Consider the following 20,713-nt stretch of genomic DNA (forward strand, 5'->3'; position numbering starts at 1 on the left):
TCGTAACATTAAAGAAGCGTATAATATCATACTAGGTAAGATAAGGCATTTTAATAAGATGTGACAAAATAAAACAGTTGGAGGATGGTTAGATGAGAGAAGTTTTGGGAAACTTTCAGTGGCGTGTCAGAGCATTTGTTTTGTTATTGCTTGACATTATTGCGATGGGGGTCGCATCGTTCCTTGCACTTTGGGTACAGAGTGAGTTCGTATTTTCAGATATCGGAACAGATGTACTACGGTCTGTATATGAGTATATGCCGTTCAATGTTGTGATTACAGTGGTGATATTTGCACTGTTCCACCTGTATACAAGTCTTTGGAAGTATGCAAGTGTCAATGAGTTGGTGAATGCCGGGCTGGCAGTATTGACAGCCGGAATTTTGAACTGGATTGTTATGTGGATTGCAGGTGTGGGCGCACCAAAGAGCTATCCGATTTTATATATTACATTTTTAGAAATTTTAGTTGTCGTGATTCGTTTTTGGTATCGATTTGTGCGTTATATGCGCAATGAATTCCACGCGCGCGGCAAGAAAGAGAAGATTGCCAATGTTATGGTAATAGGAGCCGGAGATGCCGGAGCTGCCATTGTAAAAGAGATTGGTCTGAGTAAGAATGTCACAAGAAGAGCATGCTGTATGATTGATGACAATCCTGAAAAGCAAGGGAAATACGTTCAGGGATGCCCGGTTGTCGGCGGACGTGATAAGATTGAAAAAGCAGTAGAGCGTTTCCATATAGACAAGATTATCATCGCGATCCCGAACGCTTCTAAGCAGGTGATTCGAGATTTGGTAGAGATTTGCAAAGATACAGGCTGCGATCTTCTGATCCTTCCGGGAATCTACCAGATGATTGACGGAGAGGTCAGCGTGTCACAGTTAAGAGAAGTGAATATTGAGGATTTGCTCGGAAGAGAGCCGATTCAGACGAATTTAGATGAGATTCTTGGATATGTTCAGGGAAAAGTTGTCATGGTAACCGGTGGAGGCGGTTCCATCGGTAGTGAGTTGTGCCGTCAGCTGGCATCACACGATGTAAAACAGCTGATCATCGTGGATATATATGAGAATGGCGCATATGATATACAGCAGGAATTACAGCGGAAATATCCAAATCTCGACTTAGTTGTGCTGATTGCCTCTGTCAGAAGCTCTCATCGTATCAATGAGATTATGGAAAAATACCGTCCAAACGTAATCTACCATGCAGCAGCGCATAAGCATGTGCCGCTTATGGAAAGCAGCCCGAATGAGGCGATCAAGAATAATGTCGTCGGTACATATTATCTGGCAACTGCAGCCGGAACCTTCGGAGCAGACAGATTCGTACTGATTTCCACAGATAAAGCGGTGAACCCGACAAGTATTATGGGAGCATCTAAGCGTATCTGTGAGATGATCGTACAGACATTGAACCATAAGTATGACACAGAGTTCGTGGCAGTACGTTTCGGAAACGTACTTGGAAGCAACGGAAGTGTGATTCCGTTGTTCAAAAAGCAGATTGCAGCCGGGGGACCGGTTACGGTTACACATCCGGATATCATACGTTACTTTATGACGATTCCGGAAGCGGTATCGCTTGTACTGCAGGCCGGAGCTTACGCAAAAGGCGGGGAGATCTTTGTGCTTGATATGGGAGAACCGGTTAAGATTGCAGATCTTGCAAAGAATTTGATTCGTTTGTCAGGATACAAAGTCGGAGAAGATATTGAGATTAAATACACAGGACTTCGTCCGGGTGAGAAGTTGTATGAAGAACTTCTGATGGATGAAGAAGGAATGCAGGATACAGCGAATAAGCTGATTCATATCGGAAAACCAATTGAATTCGATGAGACGGAATTTTTAAGACAGTTGAGATCTTTACAGATTGCGGCGGATAACAACAGTGATAACATCCGACAGCTCGTAAAAGAAATCGTTCCTGCATATGTGATTAAAGAGCATAAAGAACCGGAAGCAAAGAGAATTTTCTTATCTTCCCCAACGATTCGTGGATTGGAACAGGAATTTGTAAAACAGGCATTTGATACAAACTGGGTAGCTCCGCTTGGACCGAATGTCAATGAATTTGAAAAAGAGCTTGCTCAGTATGTACATGGCGGATATGCAGCGGCAGTCAGCGCTGGAACAGCGGCAATCCATCTTGCGTTGAAGCTTGCAGGTGTCAGAGCAGGTGAGAACGTATTCGTATCCTCACTGACATTCTCAGCTACCTGTAACCCAATTCGATATGAGAACGCGGTGCCGATCTTTATCGATTCGGAAGAAGATACCTGGAATATGGATCCGGAAGCACTGCGTAAGGCGTTCAAGAAATATCCGGATACAAGAGTCGTTGTGATCGTGCATCTGTACGGAACACCGGCGAAGATGGATGAGATCATGGACATCTGTAAAGAGCACAATGCAATCCTCATCGAAGATGCGGCAGAAAGCTTAGGTGCGACATACAAAGGAAAACAGACCGGAACATTTGGAAAGTTCGGTATCTATTCTTTCAACGGAAACAAGATTATCACAACATCAGGCGGTGGTATGCTTGTTTCACATGATGAAAAAGCAATTGAAAAAGCAAAATTCCTTGCTACACAGGCAAGAGAGCAGGAGATTTATTACCAGCATAAGGAAATCGGTTACAACTACCGTATGTCCAACGTCACAGCCGGTATCGGTCGAGGACAGCTTCATTATTTAGATGAGAATATTTCTTTGAAGAGAAATATTTATGAAACATATGAAGATGCGTTTAAAGATATTCCTGAGATTACAATGAATCCGATTCCGGAAGATTGTGAAGCAAACTACTGGCTGTCAGCAATGACACTTTCTAAAGACAGCAAGGTAACACCGATGAATATCATCAACGCATTGAGTGATGAGAATATCGAGAGCCGTCCAATTTGGAAACCAATGCATATGCAGCCGGTATATGAGAATTGCGATTTTATCACAACGAAAGAAGACGGAACAAGTGTTGCAGAAGATATCTTCAACAGGGGACTTTGTCTACCGAGTGATATTAAGAATACGAGAGCAGATATGGAACGTATTATCAAAGTAGTGAGAGGGTTGTTTGTTACTGTTCGCTCCTAACCGCCACCCGTATGCGCACTCGTCGTGCTTTCGCACTCCAGTCCCGCACTATGTGCTAAGACTGCTTATTCGGGTGGAGGTTACGGATTGACACTCATAGAAATAAGCGCAATTTTTCTTTTACATGCAAGCATGACAATATAAATTTCGATTATTTCTATGGAGAGAACAGTAACACTAGAGGTGATAATGATGTATAAAAAATATGTCAAGCGATGGATGGATTTTTTATTGTCTTTGCTGGCGATTATAGTTCTATCTCCTATCATAGCGGTTGTGGCAGCACTGGTGCGGGTGAAACTCGGAAGTCCGGTGCTGTTTCGCCAGCCGCGTCCGGGGAAGGACGAAAAGATATTCAATATGTATAAATTCCGCACAATGACAGATGGGCGGGATGAAAATGGAGAATTGCTTCCGGATGAAGTGAGACTTACGAAGTTCGGAAAATTCTTGCGCTCCACAAGTTTGGATGAGCTGCCGGAACTTTTTAACATCTTAAAAGGAGATATGAGCATCATTGGACCGCGTCCGCTTTTGGTTGAGTATCTTCCAAGATACAACGCTGAACAAAAACGCCGCCATGAAGTGCGTCCGGGACTTAGCGGACTTGCTCAGGCAAACGGAAGAAATGCGATTAGCTGGGAGCAGAAATTCAAATACGATGTGGAGTATGTAGACCATGTGACATTTCTGGGGGATTGGAAGATTATCTTTCAGACAATCTGGAATGTGTTAAAACGAGATGGGATTAGTTCGGATACAGCTGTGACTATGGAAAAATTCATGGGAACAGAAGAAAGTGTGGAGTCAAAACATGTCTAAAAAATTAGTGATCATAGGTGCCAGCGGGCATGGAAAAGTCATTGCAGACATTGCACTGAAAAATGGATATGAGATTGTTGGATTTTTAGATGACAATGATGCGGTAAAAGAGATTGCAGGATTTCCGGTACTTGGAAGCGTATCCGAAATTCCAAGTTATCAGACGGAATGTGAATTCATTATCGCAATCGGAAATAATCGGATTCGCGAGATGATCGCCGAACAGTATGCGGTGAACTGGGCAACACTGATTCATCCGACTGCGGTCATCGGAATGGATGTTCAGATTGAAGTAGGAACGGTCGTGATGGCAAACGCGGTCATCAATCCGTCTGCTCGTATCGGAAAGCATTGTATTATCAATACAGGAGCCGTCATCGAGCATGATAATTTCCTGCAGAATTACGTACATGTGTCACCGAATGCAGCGCTTGCCGGAACGGTTCATGTCGGAGAGCGAGTACATGTAGGTGTTGGCGCCTGTGTGAAAAATAACACAAATATCACAGCCGATGTGACAGTTGGCGCAGGGGCAGCAGTAGTGAAGGATATCACAGAAGCCGGAGTGTATGTTGGCGTGCCGGCAAGGAGAATGAGATAGATGAAGAGAATCTTGATTTTAGCAAATTTTGACGTGGGCTTATATAAATTCCGAAAGGAACTGATTCAGGAACTTTTGCATCAGGGAAATGAAGTGTATATTTCCCTGCCGGATGGGGAACTTGTGCGAAACTTAGAAAAGATGGGGTGCAAGTTCGTCAACACTTCGGTAGACCGAAGAGGTATCAACCCAAAGACGGATGCGAAGCTTATGCTGTTTTACCGGAAGTTAATTAAAAAATTACATCCGGATATGGTTATTACTTACACAATCAAGCCAAACATTTACGGCGGTTTGATGTGCCGCATGCTCCGCACACCGTATGCAGTTAATATTACCGGACTTGGAACAGCGTTCCAAAGCGAGAGTACGGTAAAGAAATTAGTGACATTTTTATATAAGATTGCTTTGAAAAAAGCGAAAGTAGTATTTTTTGAAAACATAGGAAACAAACAGACCTTTTTAGATTTGAACATATTGAAAGAAAAACAGATATGTGTGTTGAATGGAGCAGGTGTAAACCTTGCAGAATATCCATTTTGTGAGTATCCTTCCGGAGAGGAAACCCGATTCTTGTTTATCGGACGTGTTATGAAAGAAAAAGGGGTGGACGAATTATTTGAGGCAGCAGAGAGGATCAAACAGCAACATTCTGATGTCTTTTTTGACGTTGTGGGACCTTTGGAAGATGATTATAAGGCACGAATCGAAGAATTGGTTCAAAAGGGCGTGATTGAGTATCACGGCTACCAGAAAGATGTAAAGCCATTTATTGAAAAATGTCACTGTTTTGTATTGCCGTCTTATCACGAAGGAATGGCAAATACACTTTTGGAGGCAGGAGCGATGGGAAGACCGTTGATTACAAGCAATATTCATGGCTGCCTTGAGGCGGTGGAAGAAGGAAGAAACGGATATTTGGCAGAGGCGAAAAATGCAGAGGCACTTCGTGGGCAGATGGAGAAGTTCCTTGGACTTTCCTATGAAGAGAAAAAAGAAATGGGACAGGCATCCAGGGAAGTGGTGCAGGAGAAGTTTGATAAAAAGAAGGTTGTAGGGAAAACAGTGAGGGAGATAGAGAAGTAATGTCTGAGCCGATAAGAGTATTACATGTTGTGACACATATGAACCGAGGCGGTCTTGAAACAATGATCATGAATTATTACCGTCATATCGACAGAACGAAAATACAGTTTGACTTTTTGACACATCGCGATGGGAAAAAAGATTATGACGATGAGATTTTAAAATTAGGTGGAAAGATTTATCATCTGCCACCGGTGAATCCGCTGGATAAAAAAGGTTACTTGAAGAAATTGGATGATTTCTTTCGAGAACATACGGAATATAAGATTGTGCATTCCCATTTGGACTGCATGAGTGCATATCCACTGAGAGCGGCAAAAAAATATGGAGTGCCGGTTAGGATTGCGCATAGTCACAATACAAGTCAGGAGAGAAACTTGAAATATTTAATAAAATTATATTCACGTTCTTTAATTCCGAAGTATGCAACAGATTTGTTTGCGTGTGGAGAAGAAGCCGGAAAATGGATGTTTAAGAACCATCCTTTCGTAGTTATGCGGAATGCTATTGATGCTCAAAAATTTGTTTATGATTCAGAAGTTGCAAAACAGAAGAGAGAAGAACTAGGGATTGAAGATAAATTTGTTCTGGGACATGTTGGGCGATTTAATCTTCAAAAAAATCATGAGTTTCTGATTGATATTTTCAATGAAGTATGCAAGCAAAATGAAAATGCAGTATTGTTACTTATAGGAGCAGGAGAATTAGAAGATAAGATTCATGAAAAAGTTAGAAACTTAGGATTAAATAAAAAAGTTATGTTTTTGGGTGTTAGAGAAGATATTCCAAAGTTGATGCAGGCGATGGATGTGTTTGTATTTCCATCTTTGTTTGAAGGCCTTCCGGTAACATTGGTAGAAGCGCAGGCAGCAGGATTACCATGTGTTGTTTCAGATACGATTACGAAAGAGATTAATCTTACAAAGAATGTAGTATTTATTTCGTTAGAGAAAAGTGCTAGAAAATGGGCAGATGAAATACTGGATGACGAATATTCAAGAAAAAATGAATTAGATACAATAATAAATAATAGGTTTGACATTTATGAAAATGTAAGATGGCTTGAAAATTTTTATATAAAAAGTGGAGTACAAAATGGGATTAAAAAGTGTTGTTAAAGATATAATCAGAACAATAATAGGAGAAGTACCGACAAAAAAGTTGATAAAAAGAGGGTTAAAAGTGGGGGAAAACTTTAACCGACAACAAGGTTGTTTCATAGACCCGACGCACTGCTGGCTAATAGAAATCGGAAACAATGTAACAATGTCAATTCGGGTAGTTTTAATGGCTCATGATGCAAGCACTAAGAATAGTTTGGGTTATACAAAAATTGGAAAAATAAAAATAAAAGATAATGTGTTTTTAGGAGCTAATACGATTGTTTTACCAAATGTTACTATTGGAGAAAACAGTGTTATTGGAGCAAATTCCGTTGTAACAAAAGATGTTCCACCTAACTCTGTAGTTGCCGGGAATCCAGCAAGAGTGATTTCTAGCATTAAGGAATATAAGGAAAAGAATGAGGTTCAGATGTCTAATAATGTTTTTGGTGAAGAGTATACAATGAGGGCGAATGTAGACAATGATAAAAAAGCAGAAATGAACAAAATTTTAGAAAAAGGAATAGGGTATATAAAATAGGAGAGTATTAATGAAACCACAGATAACAGTATTTACACCAGCTTATAATAGAGCATATTCTTTGCATTTATGCTACGAGAGTTTGTGCAGACAGAATAATAAAAATTTTATATGGTTAATAGTAGATGATGGTTCGACTGATAACACAAAAGAACTTGTGAAAAAATGGGAAAAGAATGAAAATGGATTTGAAATTAAATATGTATACAAAAAAAATGGTGGAATGCATACCGCACATAATACGGCTTATGAAATAATAGATACAGAACTTAATGTATGTATAGATTCGGATGATTATTTAGCAGAAGATGCCATAGAAAAGATATTAACATTTTGGAATCAATATGGAAGTAAAAAGTATGCGGGAATTATAGGGTTAGATGCGACTTTTGATAATCAGGTGATTGGCGAAAAATTTGATGATTCGTTAAAAACAACCACTTTGGGAGGATATTACACTAATGGTGGAAAGGGAGATAAAAAGTTAGTGTACCGGACAGAAATAATGAAAAAATATCCACCTTATCCCGAATTTGAAGGAGAAAAATATGTTTCTTTGGGTTACAAATATTTACTTTGTGACCAGGAATACGAATTATTGGTATTGAATGAGATTTTATGTAATGTAGAATATCAATTGGATGGATCTAGTACAAACATGTTTAGACAGTATTTGAATAATCCGAAGGGATTTGCTTTTTTTAGAAAAACAGCTATGCAATGTTATCCGGATTTCAAAAGAAGGTTCATAGAAAATATACATTATGTATCTAGTAGTATTTTAGCAAAAAACAAAAAATTTTTAAGTGAATCACCTAAAAAAGGGATGACATTTTTGGCTATTCCTTTTGGAATTTTACTTACTTATTACATTAAAAAGAAGTCTAAAGAGTATATGGTTGTGGAAGGAATGAAGAAATGACAGTTTGGTGGACTACATTAGTAATTACATTTTTATTATGCTTTGTTGCTCAGAACACTGCTAGAAGAAAAACGACAATTCATGGAGAAGCAAAGTATCTTCCAAATTTATTTTTATCAGTTTGTGCATGTGGTGTATTGGTATTCGTATCTGCATTTAGAGATGGAGTTGGTGATACTGGAACGTATAGAGACTTGTTTGATTCTTATCCGGATAGTGTGAAGAATTTTTTTGAAAATACTACATTTAAAGGTGAATGGGGATTTGAATTATATAATACCCTAATCAAGGAATTTATTTCAAATAAAAGTCAATGGCTGCTCATTATTAGTGCTATTATTACGTTGAGTTGTATCTTTGCTGTGTTTTACAAATATTCAGAACATATAGAATTATCAATTTTTTATTTTATTACTTTAGGGTGTTATCTAGTAACAATGAATGGAATTCGTCAATATATAGTATCGTCAATTTTATTTTTGGCATTCCCTTGGATTGTTAAGAAAAAATGGTATTTATATTTTCCCCTTGTATTGATATTAGCTACTTTTCACACTTCAGCGCTAATGTTTTTAGTTCTGTATTTTATTAGTGATAAAGAGGCATGGGGCATATGGACAAAAGGAATTCTAGTATTTGGACTGTTTTTGTTCGTTACTTATCCTGTGACAGGACCGATGATAGCAAATCTGTTGGGGGAAACACAATATGGGCATTATGGAGATGCTTTGATATCTGAAGGTGGAGGAGCAAATATTATTCGAGTTTTTGTGTATGCAGTTCCGGTTATTTTGAACTATATGGGAAGAAAAAATAAACGTATGACAGAAAAGTTCGGATATAATCTTATGGTTAATATGTCCGTGTTGAATTTGATATTTATGTTATTGGCAAATAAATACTGGATTTATGCACGGTTTAATATGTATTTTAATAGTTATGCAATTATTTTGTTGTGCTGGGATGTGAAATACTTATTTAGAGAAAATAATAAAAAGTTAGTATATATATTAAGTCTTATATTTTTTGCGATATATTATTGGTATGATATGGCAGTTAGTTTGGGATATGGAGCAAATTATGTACATTTTATAACAACATGGAGATAAAAAATGAAAAAGATTATTATAGTTTCGCATGCAATGGAAATAGGCGGTGCGGAGAGAGCGCTTTTGGGATTGATTAATAGTTTTGACTATTCCAAATATCAAGTGGATTTATTTCTCATGAGACAAGCAGGAGAGTTACTTAAGTTTATTCCAGAAAAAGTAAATATACTGCCAATGAATCAAGCCCAATATTTAGCTGTGCCAATTAGAGAGCTAGTTGCAGCTCATGAAATTAAAATGCTCTATGGAAGATTAAAAGCAAAATGTTTGGCTAGGCGAAGAATAAAAAAGGCGGGATTCAAGAAAGATAATCAGGTTGAATTGACTTATAGTCATAAATATACCTGGAAGTATATGGATGATATTAATTCTAATACGGAGTACGATTTAGCGATTAGTTTTTTGACACCACATTATATTTGCTTGGAACATGTAAGGGCGAAGAAAAAAGTTGCATGGATACATACAGATTATTCTATTATTGATATAGATGTGGAAACTGAGCTAAGCATGTGGGAAGCATATGATTATATTGCTTCGATATCAGAGAAAGCGACAGAAGCATTTTTAAAGAAATTTCCTACTTTACAAGATAAAATTATTGGAATTGATAATATTGTTACAAACAGTATGATAGAAGAACAGGCAAATGGAGATATTGAATTAGAGTTGAAAAAGGAAGAATGTTTTAATCTACTATCTATCGGACGATTTGTTCATGCAAAAAATTTTGATAATGTACCATTGATATGCCAATCTATTTTAAAAAGTGGAATAGATGTTAGGTGGTATTTGATTGGTTTTGGTGGGGATGAGCAGTTAATTAGAGAACGTATTAAACAATATGGGATGGAAGAGCATGTTGTTATATTGGGAAAGAAAGATAATCCGTATCCATATATTAAGGCATGTGATATTTATATACAGCCGTCTCGATATGAAGGGAAGGCAGTAACAGTCCGAGAAGCTCAAATATTACATAAACCTGTAATTATAACGGATTTTCCAACCGCTCATTCGCAAGTTGAAGATGGGTATGATGGGGTAATTGTGCCATTGGATAATAAGAGATGCGCAGATGAAATTGTAAGGGTGATAAAGGATAAAAATTTGCAAAATCAGTTAATTGAAAATATGAAAAAGACTGATTATAGCAATGAAAAAGAAGTTGAGAAGATATATAAGTTGATGGAATAGAAAAATGGGAGACGATATGTGTGAAAATCAAAAAATACCAAAAATTATTCATTATTGTTGGTTTGGAGGAAAAGAAAAGCCAGAACAAGTAAGAACGTGTATCGAAAGCTGGAAAAAGTATTTATCAGATTACCAATTTATGGAATGGAATGAAGAGAATTTTGATGTGAATCAATTTCGATATACGAAAGATGCTTATGCAGCAAAAAAATACGCATTTGTAAGTGATGTTGCAAGAGTAAAGGCGCTTTTGGAATATGGTGGAATTTATTTTGACACAGACGTAGAAGTGTTTAAAAGTTTTAATGATATTTTAGATGCAAAATGCCTTTTAGGATTTGAAGAGGGAAATTATGTCGCGACCAGCATGATGGGAGCAATTCCGGGATATCCATTATTTCAAAAGTTTTATGATTTATACAAGACGATTCCTTTCTATGATGAAAATGGAAAGGTTATAGAAGGAACGAATGTTTCGAAACTGACTGAATTATTAGGGGAGTATTCATTGCAACGAAATAATTGTTACCAAGAGCTGAACGATGGAATGAAAATTTATCCGAAAGAGTATTTTTCACCGTATGTATACACATATTGTGTATATCAAATTACGGATAAGTCTTATTGTGTGCATCATTTTTATGTTAGCTGGTTACCGTGGTACGTTAAGACCAAGAAGAAGATTAAGAAGTATTTGGTGAAGATAATAGGATTAGAGAATGTAAAAAAAATATTAGGGTGAGAGTAAGAGGAAGGTGAGAAATGATGGAACCGAAGATAACGGTGATTATCCCTGTGTATAATGTTCAAGATTATATTGAGAGATGTGTAGAGTCTATACAAAAGCAAACATATAAACAGTTTGAATGTGTTTTGATTGACGATGGTTCAGAAGATAATAGTAAACAGCTGATACAAAGTATGATACAAGCAGACAGTAGATTCAAATACATATACCAAAAAAATGCTGGTCCATCTGTAGCGAGGAATCGAGGAATAGAAGAAGCTATGGGACGATTCTTAATATTTGTAGATGCAGATGATTATGTTGAAAGAGATTATTTAGGAAAATTATATGAAAATATGGGGAAAGAAAATGATCTAGTATGTTGCGGATATACAGATATCAGTAAATATGGAACAGTTTTTGTAAATGATTTTTCGGTAAAACATTTTTCAAGGAATGCTCTTATTGAATGCATATTAAATGGAACTGGAGGGGTCCTTTGGGGAAAAATTTTTAAAGCAGATATTATAAAAAACAATAAAATTCGATTTGACAAACAGTTATTCATGTCAGAAGATATGATATTTCTTTTGGAATATCTTCGGTATGTGCAGAATTGGGAAATGATAGATGAAGCATTATATTGTTATAATAGATTGAATGAAACAGGAATCAGTAGAAATGTAAATTATAAATATACTAGTAACTATATAAAATTAAATGAGTGTTTAGAAAAGAAATTGTTGGAACTGAATGTCGAGCGTAGCAAGATCACAAATTTGATTAACCAAAGAATGTATCAATTTATATATCAATCTATTTTATTTGAATCTAAAAGTTCCAAGTCATTACTGAAGAGAAAAAAGAAGATAGAAGAAATTGTTAATGATGTGTATTTGAAGTGTTATATTAGAAATATGAAAACAAATATAAAATCAGAAAAACTGAACTTCATTTTTATAAAAAAGAAAATGAGTTTATGTGTAATATTTTATATATGGCTTATCGAAAAAATCAAAAGTATAAGGGTGAATAAAAAATGAAAATAGGAATTTTAACATTTCATTGTGCTGAAAATTTTGGGGCAGTATTGCAGGCATATGCGTTACAAACCTTTTTGGAACAGAGAGGGCATGAAGTCCAAATTGTTGACTATAGACCTCGATATATATGTGATAAATATGAGTATTTTGATGATTATTTTAAAACGAGTTATAAAAAATCATGGATACTTTTTGGAAAACTATTGGTTTATAATATATTGACATTCAAAGATAAAAGAAAAAGGAAAAAGGGATTTAATAATTTTGTATCTAACTTTTTGAAGTTGACGGGAAAGACATATATGACGTATGAGGAGTTGGATAAAGGTATAAATAATCTTAAAATCGATGCAATTGTTTGTGGCAGTGATCAAATATGGAATCCGAATGTATGTGAGGGGTTAGATCCTGCATATTTTGCTGATTTTACATATTTTTCAGGGAAAACAATCTCATATGCAGCTAGTATAGGGCAAAGTGTAGAGAAGGAGTATTTGAGAGAATATAGGCAATATATAGAAAAATTAGATTATGTTTCTGTCAGAGAGGAGAAATCTAAAGAAACTCTTCAGTTTATACGCGAAGATATACAAGTTGTTCCGGATCCTGTATTTTTAATTGGAAAAGCAATGTGGGAAAATTTAATAAATGAATATCAGAATCAAGGGAAATATATTCTCTTATACTTATTGGAAGAATCGGATCAGGCGTATCAATTAGTAGAGAAGATAGCTTCTGAAACAAATACAAGAGTTATTGAAATTGTTATTAATAAAAAGTTATCGAATAGAAAACAGAAATTTGATACATATGCATCATGCTCACCAGTGGAGTTTGTAGCACTTATTAAGAATGCAGAATTTGTTGTGACAAATTCTTTTCATGCAACGGCGTTTTCTATCATTTTTAACAAGGAATTTTGCGCAGTGAGACATAGCGTAAGAACAGGTCGTATAGAGAATTTATTGCAAAAGTTCAATATGGAAGAAAGATTAAAATCTCCAAATGATTTAGATTTGGGTAAAGTATTTAATATAAATTCAGCAAGGGATGAAGAAGTTATATTGAAAGAAAAGGAACTTGTGAATAAATATTTTGAAGAATGTGGTATATAAAATGAATATAAAAATTAGTGTAATTATCCCGGTTTATAATTGTGAAAAAAGTATCAAGAAATGTATTGAGTCGATTTGTCAACAAAGTTTAGAAGAAATAGAAATAATATTAGTTAACGATGGATCAACAGATAATACAAGTGAAATTATAAAAGAATATCAAAAACAGGATGATCGGATTGTTATTTTAGAACAAAAAAATTCAGGACCTTCAATTGCTAGAAATAGAGGGATTAAAAGTGCTCATGGACAATATATAGGATTTGTTGATAGCGACGACTATATTGAAAAAGATATGTATGAACTTTTATATTCAGCAATAAACGCCTCTAAGGCTGAAATTGGTATTTGTAATTATTGGGAAGAAAGCGGAGTTGGTAAAGTTTTATCAGAAACCCAAAATGATTTACCGAATGGAAAAGTGTTAGATAAGGAAGAAATTAAAGAGAAAATTTTAAGTTCTTTTGTGAAAGAAAAAAACAGAGGTTTTTTTGCATTGTGGAACAAAATATACTCAAAAGAGTTCCTGGAAAAACATATGCTACAATTGGACGAAAAAAGAGAGCATGGAGAAGATTGGATATTTAATATACAAGCATTTGATTGTGCAGAGAAAGTAGTGGCAGTGGAAAATATATTGTATCATTATGTGCAAATTAATTCTAATAGTCTGATGAGAAAGTATAGAGAAAATCAAATTGAATTATTGTTTTCAGGGAGAGAAGTATTAAACACTGTCTTAAGAAAAAACGGTATCAGTTTAGACGAGGAAGAACATTATAAAAAGTTTTTCTATACTTTTTATTCTTATGCGCTTAAAGAAATAGTGCATAATAAAAAAAATGCGAGCGAGCGATTGAGAGAATATCTGAAAAATTCATTATTGGTTGAAGCTGCTACAAAAATAAAACATATATCAATCCACATGAAGATATTTGCATATTTTATAAAAACTCGGAAAATAGAGTTGGCAATATTATATCTAAAAGTTTTAGTTAAATTAAGAAGGGATAAGTAAGAGATATGAGTTTGGTGAGTATTATTATACCAGTATATAATGCTGAGAAGTATATACGACGGTGCCTAGATTCTATTTTAGGGCAAGCCTTTCAAGATTTTGAGATTATTATTGTAAATGATGGGTCTATAGATAAAAGTTTGGAAATTTGTTTAGAGTATCAAAGCAGCAAAGTAAAAATTGTTAGTCAGAAAAATGGAGGTCCATCATCTGCTAGAAATAGAGGTATCCTTGAGGCGAGCGGTGAGTATATTCGTTTTGTAGATGCAGATGACTATATTTTGGAAAATTCTACTCAGTTAATGGTAGAAAAAATGGAAGAAAATGATTCTGACATATTGATGGCAGGGATTCGGTGCATTGCGGTTGGAAAAGGAGCTGAAAGACAGAAGAATATTTGCATGCCGAAAAAAAAGATGAATAAAGAACAGTTTTGGAAGGAAGTTTCGTTATATTTTACGGATTGGTTTATTCATTATACGCCAAATAAACTGTATAAAACACAAATCTTAAGAGATAAAAATATTCTTTTTGATGAGACTATTTGCAATAGTGAGGATTTATTGTTTAATGTACATTATTGTGCGGAATGCGAAAAGTTCGTTGTGATAGAAGATATTGTGTACGCTTATGAAAAAAGTAACGATATGTCTATCTCATCAGTATTTCGAGAAGACGCATTTTTAATTCAAGATTATGCCTATGCAGAAGTTAGAAAGATAATACAAAAACAGGGCGTATATCTAGGAGAAAACAGAGATAGATTTGAAGAGGCATATGCAGATATTGCGTTCAAAACATTGTACAATATATGTCTTAATAATACAGTTACTCGTAAAAGAAGAAATCAGTTAATGAAGGGTATACTTAAAAGTGAGCATATGCAGGAATCGTCCAATTATTGGTTGAATCAAAGTACGTCAATGAAAGTATTGAAAAAAGCTGTTTTAAAAAAGCAAATATTTATTTTGAAATTATTAATTAGAAGCTTAAAAGTTAATGATGAGATTCGGCGAAAGTTAGTAAAGAAAAAGTAACATAAGGAGCAGATAGAGAAAATGTGTGAAATAAGTATAATTGTTCCAGTGTACAACATTGAATTATATGTAAAAGAGTGTATAGAATCTATTTTGAGGCAAACTTTTAAAAATTTTGAGTTAATTTTAGTAGATGATGGTTCTACAGATCAATCGGGAAAAATCTGCGATGAATATGCTTTAAAAGATACAAGAATTATTGTCATTCATCAGAAAAATCAAGGGTTATCCCAAGCAAGAAATACCGGGATTGACATTGCAAAAGGAAAGTACATCGGGTTTGTAGATGGTGATGATTGGATTCATGAAGAAATGTTTTTAGAACTTTATAATTTGTGTGTATGTAATAATGTTAAAATTTCTCAATGTAATTATCAGAGATGTAGAGATACGTGTGAACAATTTGATGAGACAGAAGGCGAAGTTTGTATTATTTCAAAGGAGCAGGAGATAAGAAACTTATATGATCCTAATTTGGCGGTGCGAACAGTAGTCGCATGGAATAAATTGTACGATACTGAATTGTTTAAAAATATTCGTTACCCACAGGGGAAACTCCACGAAGATGAATTTACGACATATAAGTTGATATTTGGAGCAGATGAAATAGCAATTACAAACAGAAAATTATATTTTTATAGGACAGTGGAAACGAGTATTATAAATCAAAAATATAATCCTAAGAGGCTTGATGTCTTAGAAGCGCTAGAAGAACGAATAAAATTTTTTGAGAAATATAAGGAGTTAGAACGGCTAGCGTTAGAGAAGATGTGTGATACGATTATTTCTGTTTATTATCGCAGTTTAACAGAACAACTAGAGGCGGATGTGATGGACTATATTCGTACAAAAGGTAAACTGTTTGCAAGCAGAATATTCTTTAGAAGAGGAATATCTGCTAATAAAAAAGTGAAGTATTTTTTTGTATTATGGTGTCCACAGTTGTATTTAAAGATAGCAAAAAAAGGGTGAGTTCAAGATGATTTTTAGGGATAAGATAGCAGCAAGAATAAGAAAAAAAATTATTAATCCGTATTTAAAGAAAAAGAATCATAATCATAATTTTACAATTATTTCAAGTAATTGTAATGGAGGAGTGATATATTCAGATTTAGGTGAACAATTCCGTTCACCGACTATTAATCTCTATATAAAGCCTAGTGATTTTTTGAATTTTGTATCCGATTTAAGGAACTATCTATCAGAGGAAATTATGGAAGTTGAAACTGAGTATAATTATCCGGTAGGAAAATTAAAAGATATTTATATATATTTTATGCATTACAGAAGTTTTCAAGAAGCTAAAATGAAATGGGATGAAAGAAAACAACGAGTAAATTATGAAGATATTTATATTATGATGACTGATCGAGATGGATTTACAGAAAAGGATCGAGAGAGATTTCAGAAATTGGATTATAAGAATAAAGTTTTATTTGTACATGGAAGGACAAAGTTGCCCGATGAAGTTTTTGTGAAAGGATATGAAAAGGAAAAATGTGTAGGGTATTTGTCAGAGTATAAAAATATTTTAGGAATTAGAAAATTTGATTGTTTTAATTATTTAGAGTGGTTAAATGAGGAAGATGAAAATGTATAAGTCAAGTACGGCGATTAAACCAATTGTTTCAGTTGTGATACCGGTTTATAATGTCGAAAAATATTTAGCGAAATGTATTGAATCAGTACAAAACCAAACATTGGAGAATATAGAGATTGTTTTAGTAGATGATGGTTCTACAGATAAGTCGGGCGCGATTTGTGATGAATACGCTCTAAAAGATGAAAGAATCGTTGTTATTCATCAAAAAAATGGTGGATTAGCGCATGCAAGAAATACTGGTATTGAATTAGCTAGAGGTGAGTACATAGGATTTATTGATAGTGATGATTGGATAGACATAACCATGTATGAGGAACTCGTTAATGAGTTCGCAAAAAAAGATATAGACGTGGTCTGTTCTGGGATAAAATTAGTAGGAAGCACAGGTGATATTAAAGAAATAGAATATGTAAAGGAAAATGTAATACTAAAAGGAGAGGAAATTTCGCGATTATTATTAAAAAGAAAATTTAGTGTCTCCTGTTGTAATAAACTTTTTAAAAGAAATTTATTTAAAGACAGACATTTTACAGTGGGAAAAACAAATGAAGACTTCGAATTATTATTTTATTTGTTTTTACAAGTAAAGCAGGTGGGTATATTAGCAAATAGTTATTACTATTATAGAAAAAATGAAACAAGCATTACAAGTGGAATAAAAAATGTGAAAATATTTGACTTGTATTATAATGCATGTGAATGTTTGGAATATGTCCAAAAATTTAAAAAAGAATTGAAAAATGAGGCATTCAATTACATGATATATCAAGCAAGATTCTTTTTGATAAGACTACTTAATGAAGGTAAAACGAAGGAATTTAAGCAACAATATAATGACATTTTGAGGATGATGAAAAGACTATGGTTCAGCATTCTTTTCAAGTCGGATTTTCCTTTGAAAGAAAAGATATATTTTTTGTATATTATTAGAAAAAATAAATATGAGGAATAATGAATATGAGAATAAAAAATACTTTTTTTAATACCATTACTGGAATTCTAGGGAAAGTAATTAGTTTAATATTAGGGTTTGTAAGTAGAACTCTTTTTATTTATGTAATGGGACAAGAATATCTGGGACTTAATGGTCTATTTACTAATATTTTGTCTATGTTATCTTTGGCTGAATTAGGTTTTGGTTCGGCAGTTGTATTTAGTCTGTATAAACCTATTCATGAAAATGATACTAGGAAAATTCAACAATTAATGTGTTTCTATAAAAATACGTATAGGAAAATTGGTGTTCTAATAGGAGGAGCAGGCATTGTATTGATGCCATTTCTAAAATATATTGTTAACTTTCCGCAAAATATAGATATCAATTTTCAATTAGTGTATGCGCTTTTTTTACTTAATAATGTTTCTTCATATTTATTCTTTGGATATAGAAGAGCATTGGTAACAGCATCACAAAAGCAATATTTGTTGAGAATATATGATTATATAAGTTCAATAGTGTTATGCTTGGGGCAAATACTAATCTTACTGGTCACACACAATTATATATTGTATTTGATAACTAATTTTTTAGTAAATTACATATTTGATTTTATTGTGTATAAAAAAATTGGAAAATTGAATCCATATTTAAATGAAAAAACAGATCCGCTAGAAAAAACAGAAAAAAATGCGATATATAAAAATGTAAAAGGACTTTTCTTGTATAAAATTGGTAATGTGGTATTAAATGCTACAGATAATATTATTATATCAGCGTTTGTAGGGACAATCTCTGTTGGATTGTGCAGTAATTATACATATATTATTACTACTGTAAATTCTTTTTTGGCGGTAATATTTGATTCTATGATTGCCAGTGTTGGGGATTTGAATGTGAGTTCGGACAAAAGCAAGAAAAAAGAAATATTTAATAGAATTTTATTTATAAATTTCTGGATTTATGGATTTTGTTTTATAGCAATATTATGTCTATCAACCCCTTTTATTCATTTGTGGTTGGGGAAAAGGTATACCTTAGATTTTGTAACGACAGGAATATTGGCATTCAATTTTTTACTAATAGGTTTAGAGTATACTGCTTATATTTTTAGAACCGGATGTGGAAAATTTACACAAATGAAGTACAGACCTTTGATTGCTGCAATCATTAATTTGGTTGCCTCCATTTTATTAGTTCAGATAATAGGGATAAAAGGTGTGTTTTTAGGAACTACAATTAGTAGAATTTTGACTTATACATGGGCAGACCCGTATATAGTATTTAAATGGGTATTTGAGGAACCGATGCTAGAATATTTTAAGGTGTATTTAAAATACTTTATTATTATTATTATTACAGCGATTGGAATAAAAACAATAGTAAATGTGGAAATTTGCCACCAATTCACATATGATTTTTTGCTTGATGCTTTAATATGCGGAGGGGTAGTAAATGTGATTTTCTATTTAGTATTTCGAAAAACAGAAGAATTTCAATATTTTGCTGATTTAGTTAAACAAATTTTCAAAAAAATAATAAGACGGTAAGGGTAAATAGTTTATAAGAATTTATGAGGTGATAGAATATGCGAGTTGGGATAATGTCAATGCAGAGGATTTATAATTATGGATCATTTTTGCAAGCGTATGCATTAAAGACAAGAATAGAACAGTTGGGACATTCGGTGGAGTTTGTAGATTATGTTATTGAACCATGTCTAATAACAGGCACAGAAGGAACGAATAAGACGATAAATACAAGCGGAAAAAGAACATATTCGCATTTGCGTTCATTGGCAGGACGGATATATAGGTTGTTTGATAAAGATAGAAGACGAATTTATGAGAATGGAAAAAGTTACGAAGCATGGGAGAAAAGATTCAAAAGTGAATTTTTTCCTTTATTGGATTTGAAAGAAGAGAAGAATTATCATCCTGAAGTAGATGTTTTGGTTATTGGGAGCGATGAGGTTTTTAATTGTCTTCAAACAAATAGTGCAGTGGGATTTTCTTTAGATTTATTTGGAAAAGATAATAGAGCAGGAAAGACGATTACATATGCGGCATCGTTTGGCAATACGACCTTAGAAGGATTAAAAAAATATAAAGTGGACAATACGATAAGTTCTTTATTGAAAGATTTATCAGATATTTCCGTGAGAGATAGAAATTCGGGTTTGATTGTTGAAGAATTAACAGAGCGAAAAGTTAAGTATCATTTGGATCCAGTATTTATTTATGACTTCAAAAATGAGATGAATTATCCCATAGAAGATGTGCCATATATGGTTGTTTACGCATATTCAGGAAGAATAAATGAAAAAGAAAAAGTTGAGATAGTGAAATTCGCAAAGAGTCATAATCTGAAATTATTGGCATTGGGGGGGGTTCATGATTTTTGTGATGAGTATATTAATGCAAATCCATTCGAAATGTTACAATATATGAAGAATGCACAATATGTTGTTACAGATACGTTTCATGGGACAGTGTTTTCTATAAAATTCAATAAGCAGTTTGCAACAATTTCTAGACAGGGACATGAAGGCGTTTACGGAAACCAGGAAAAAATAGAAGATTTGTTGAGAAGATTTGAATTGGAGAGTAGATTGTTGGGGAAACCGTCTGATTTGAGAGGATTATTGGAACGAGAAATAGATTACGTAGCTATAAATGGAAAGATAGAGAGAGAAGTGCAAAGTAGCCTTTTATATCTTGAGAATAATATTAATTAAAATGGTATAAG

General features: G+C 34.0%; 18 protein-coding genes and 2 pseudogenes. All 20 read left to right on the forward strand.

Translation table 11 applies throughout. The annotated features are described in order from the left end of the window. Nucleotides 1-92: 92 nt before the first annotated feature. Nucleotides 93-1,952 (forward strand): annotated as a pseudogene (locus BQ5364_RS18985) (polysaccharide biosynthesis protein); the annotation flags it as partial. A gap of 57 nt (nt 1,953-2,009) precedes the next feature. Continuing rightward, nucleotides 2,010-3,104: pseudogene (locus BQ5364_RS18990) on the forward strand (aminotransferase class I/II-fold pyridoxal phosphate-dependent enzyme); the annotation flags it as partial. Between the two features lie 192 nt (nt 3,105-3,296). Next, nucleotides 3,297-3,926, forward strand: coding sequence for a sugar transferase (locus BQ5364_RS02555; RefSeq protein ID WP_071143567.1), 630 nt, complete (start codon nt 3,297-3,299; stop codon nt 3,924-3,926). Further along, complete coding sequence (locus BQ5364_RS02560) at nt 3,919-4,527, forward strand: acetyltransferase (protein ID WP_071143568.1); 609 nt, start codon at nt 3,919-3,921, stop codon at nt 4,525-4,527. Before BQ5364_RS02555 ends, BQ5364_RS02560 begins: the two co-directional genes overlap by 8 nt. Continuing rightward, complete coding sequence (locus tag BQ5364_RS02565) at nt 4,528-5,613, forward strand: glycosyltransferase family 4 protein (protein ID WP_071143569.1); 1,086 nt, start codon at nt 4,528-4,530, stop codon at nt 5,611-5,613. It begins immediately after the preceding gene. Beyond that, nucleotides 5,613-6,731, forward strand: a complete 1,119-nt coding sequence (locus tag BQ5364_RS02570) for a glycosyltransferase family 1 protein (RefSeq protein WP_207646104.1) — start codon at nt 5,613-5,615, stop codon at nt 6,729-6,731. Before BQ5364_RS02565 ends, BQ5364_RS02570 begins: the two co-directional genes overlap by 1 nt. Then, a complete protein-coding gene (locus BQ5364_RS02575; protein WP_071143570.1) occupies nt 6,709-7,257 on the forward strand; it encodes an acyltransferase in 549 nt (182 codons plus the stop codon). Before BQ5364_RS02570 ends, BQ5364_RS02575 begins: the two co-directional genes overlap by 23 nt. A gap of 10 nt (nt 7,258-7,267) precedes the next feature. After that, nucleotides 7,268-8,179 carry a glycosyltransferase family 2 protein gene (locus BQ5364_RS02580; protein WP_071143571.1) on the forward strand — a complete coding sequence of 304 codons (912 nt, stop codon included), beginning with the start codon at nt 7,268-7,270 and terminating at the stop codon, nt 8,177-8,179. After that, nucleotides 8,176-9,288: an EpsG family protein gene (locus BQ5364_RS02585; protein ID WP_071143572.1), complete on the forward strand. Its 1,113-nt coding sequence runs from the start codon at nt 8,176-8,178 to the stop codon at nt 9,286-9,288. Before BQ5364_RS02580 ends, BQ5364_RS02585 begins: the two co-directional genes overlap by 4 nt. Before the next feature lie 3 nt (nt 9,289-9,291). Further along, nucleotides 9,292-10,485 carry a glycosyltransferase gene (locus BQ5364_RS02590; RefSeq protein ID WP_071143573.1) on the forward strand — a complete coding sequence of 398 codons (1,194 nt, stop codon included), beginning with the start codon at nt 9,292-9,294 and terminating at the stop codon, nt 10,483-10,485. Between the two features lie 16 nt (nt 10,486-10,501). Beyond that, the gene (locus tag BQ5364_RS02595) at nt 10,502-11,227 is read left to right on the forward strand and encodes a glycosyltransferase family 32 protein (protein WP_071143574.1); all 726 of its coding nucleotides are present in this window, start codon (nt 10,502-10,504) and stop codon (nt 11,225-11,227) included. 20 nt (nt 11,228-11,247) lie between these two features. Beyond that, nucleotides 11,248-12,255, forward strand: a complete 1,008-nt coding sequence (locus tag BQ5364_RS02600) for a glycosyltransferase family 2 protein (RefSeq protein ID WP_071143575.1) — start codon at nt 11,248-11,250, stop codon at nt 12,253-12,255. Next, nucleotides 12,252-13,370, forward strand: a complete 1,119-nt coding sequence (locus tag BQ5364_RS02605) for a polysaccharide pyruvyl transferase family protein (protein WP_071143576.1) — start codon at nt 12,252-12,254, stop codon at nt 13,368-13,370. Before BQ5364_RS02600 ends, BQ5364_RS02605 begins: the two co-directional genes overlap by 4 nt. Further along, the gene (locus BQ5364_RS02610) at nt 13,360-14,388 is read left to right on the forward strand and encodes a glycosyltransferase (RefSeq protein ID WP_235837115.1); all 1,029 of its coding nucleotides are present in this window, start codon (nt 13,360-13,362) and stop codon (nt 14,386-14,388) included. The genes BQ5364_RS02605 and BQ5364_RS02610 overlap by 11 nt, the downstream gene beginning before the upstream one ends. A gap of 14 nt (nt 14,389-14,402) precedes the next feature. After that, on the forward strand, nt 14,403-15,425 hold the full coding sequence (locus BQ5364_RS02615; RefSeq protein WP_159431663.1) for a glycosyltransferase family 2 protein: 1,023 nt from the start codon (nt 14,403-14,405) through the stop codon (nt 15,423-15,425). A gap of 21 nt (nt 15,426-15,446) precedes the next feature. Further along, nucleotides 15,447-16,397 (forward strand): glycosyltransferase, encoded by a 951-nt coding sequence (locus tag BQ5364_RS02620; RefSeq protein ID WP_083382638.1) that lies wholly within the window; start codon nt 15,447-15,449, stop codon nt 16,395-16,397. A gap of 7 nt (nt 16,398-16,404) precedes the next feature. Then, entirely contained in the window at nt 16,405-17,025 is a 621-nt protein-coding gene (locus BQ5364_RS02625; protein ID WP_071143580.1) for a DUF1919 domain-containing protein, read from the forward strand. Continuing rightward, entirely contained in the window at nt 17,018-17,980 is a 963-nt protein-coding gene (locus BQ5364_RS02630; RefSeq protein ID WP_071143581.1) for a glycosyltransferase family 2 protein, read from the forward strand. Before BQ5364_RS02625 ends, BQ5364_RS02630 begins: the two co-directional genes overlap by 8 nt. Nucleotides 17,981-17,985: 5 nt before the next feature. Further along, nucleotides 17,986-19,515, forward strand: a complete 1,530-nt coding sequence (locus tag BQ5364_RS02635) for a lipopolysaccharide biosynthesis protein (RefSeq protein ID WP_071143649.1) — start codon at nt 17,986-17,988, stop codon at nt 19,513-19,515. A 59-nt stretch (nt 19,516-19,574) separates the two neighbouring features. Further along, complete coding sequence (locus BQ5364_RS02640; protein ID WP_235837116.1) at nt 19,575-20,702, forward strand: polysaccharide pyruvyl transferase family protein; 1,128 nt, start codon at nt 19,575-19,577, stop codon at nt 20,700-20,702. Nucleotides 20,703-20,713: the final 11 nt, after the last annotated feature.

This window comes from Coprococcus phoceensis (assembly GCF_900104635.1).
GTDB lineage: Bacteria > Bacillota > Clostridia > Lachnospirales > Lachnospiraceae > Faecalimonas > Faecalimonas phoceensis.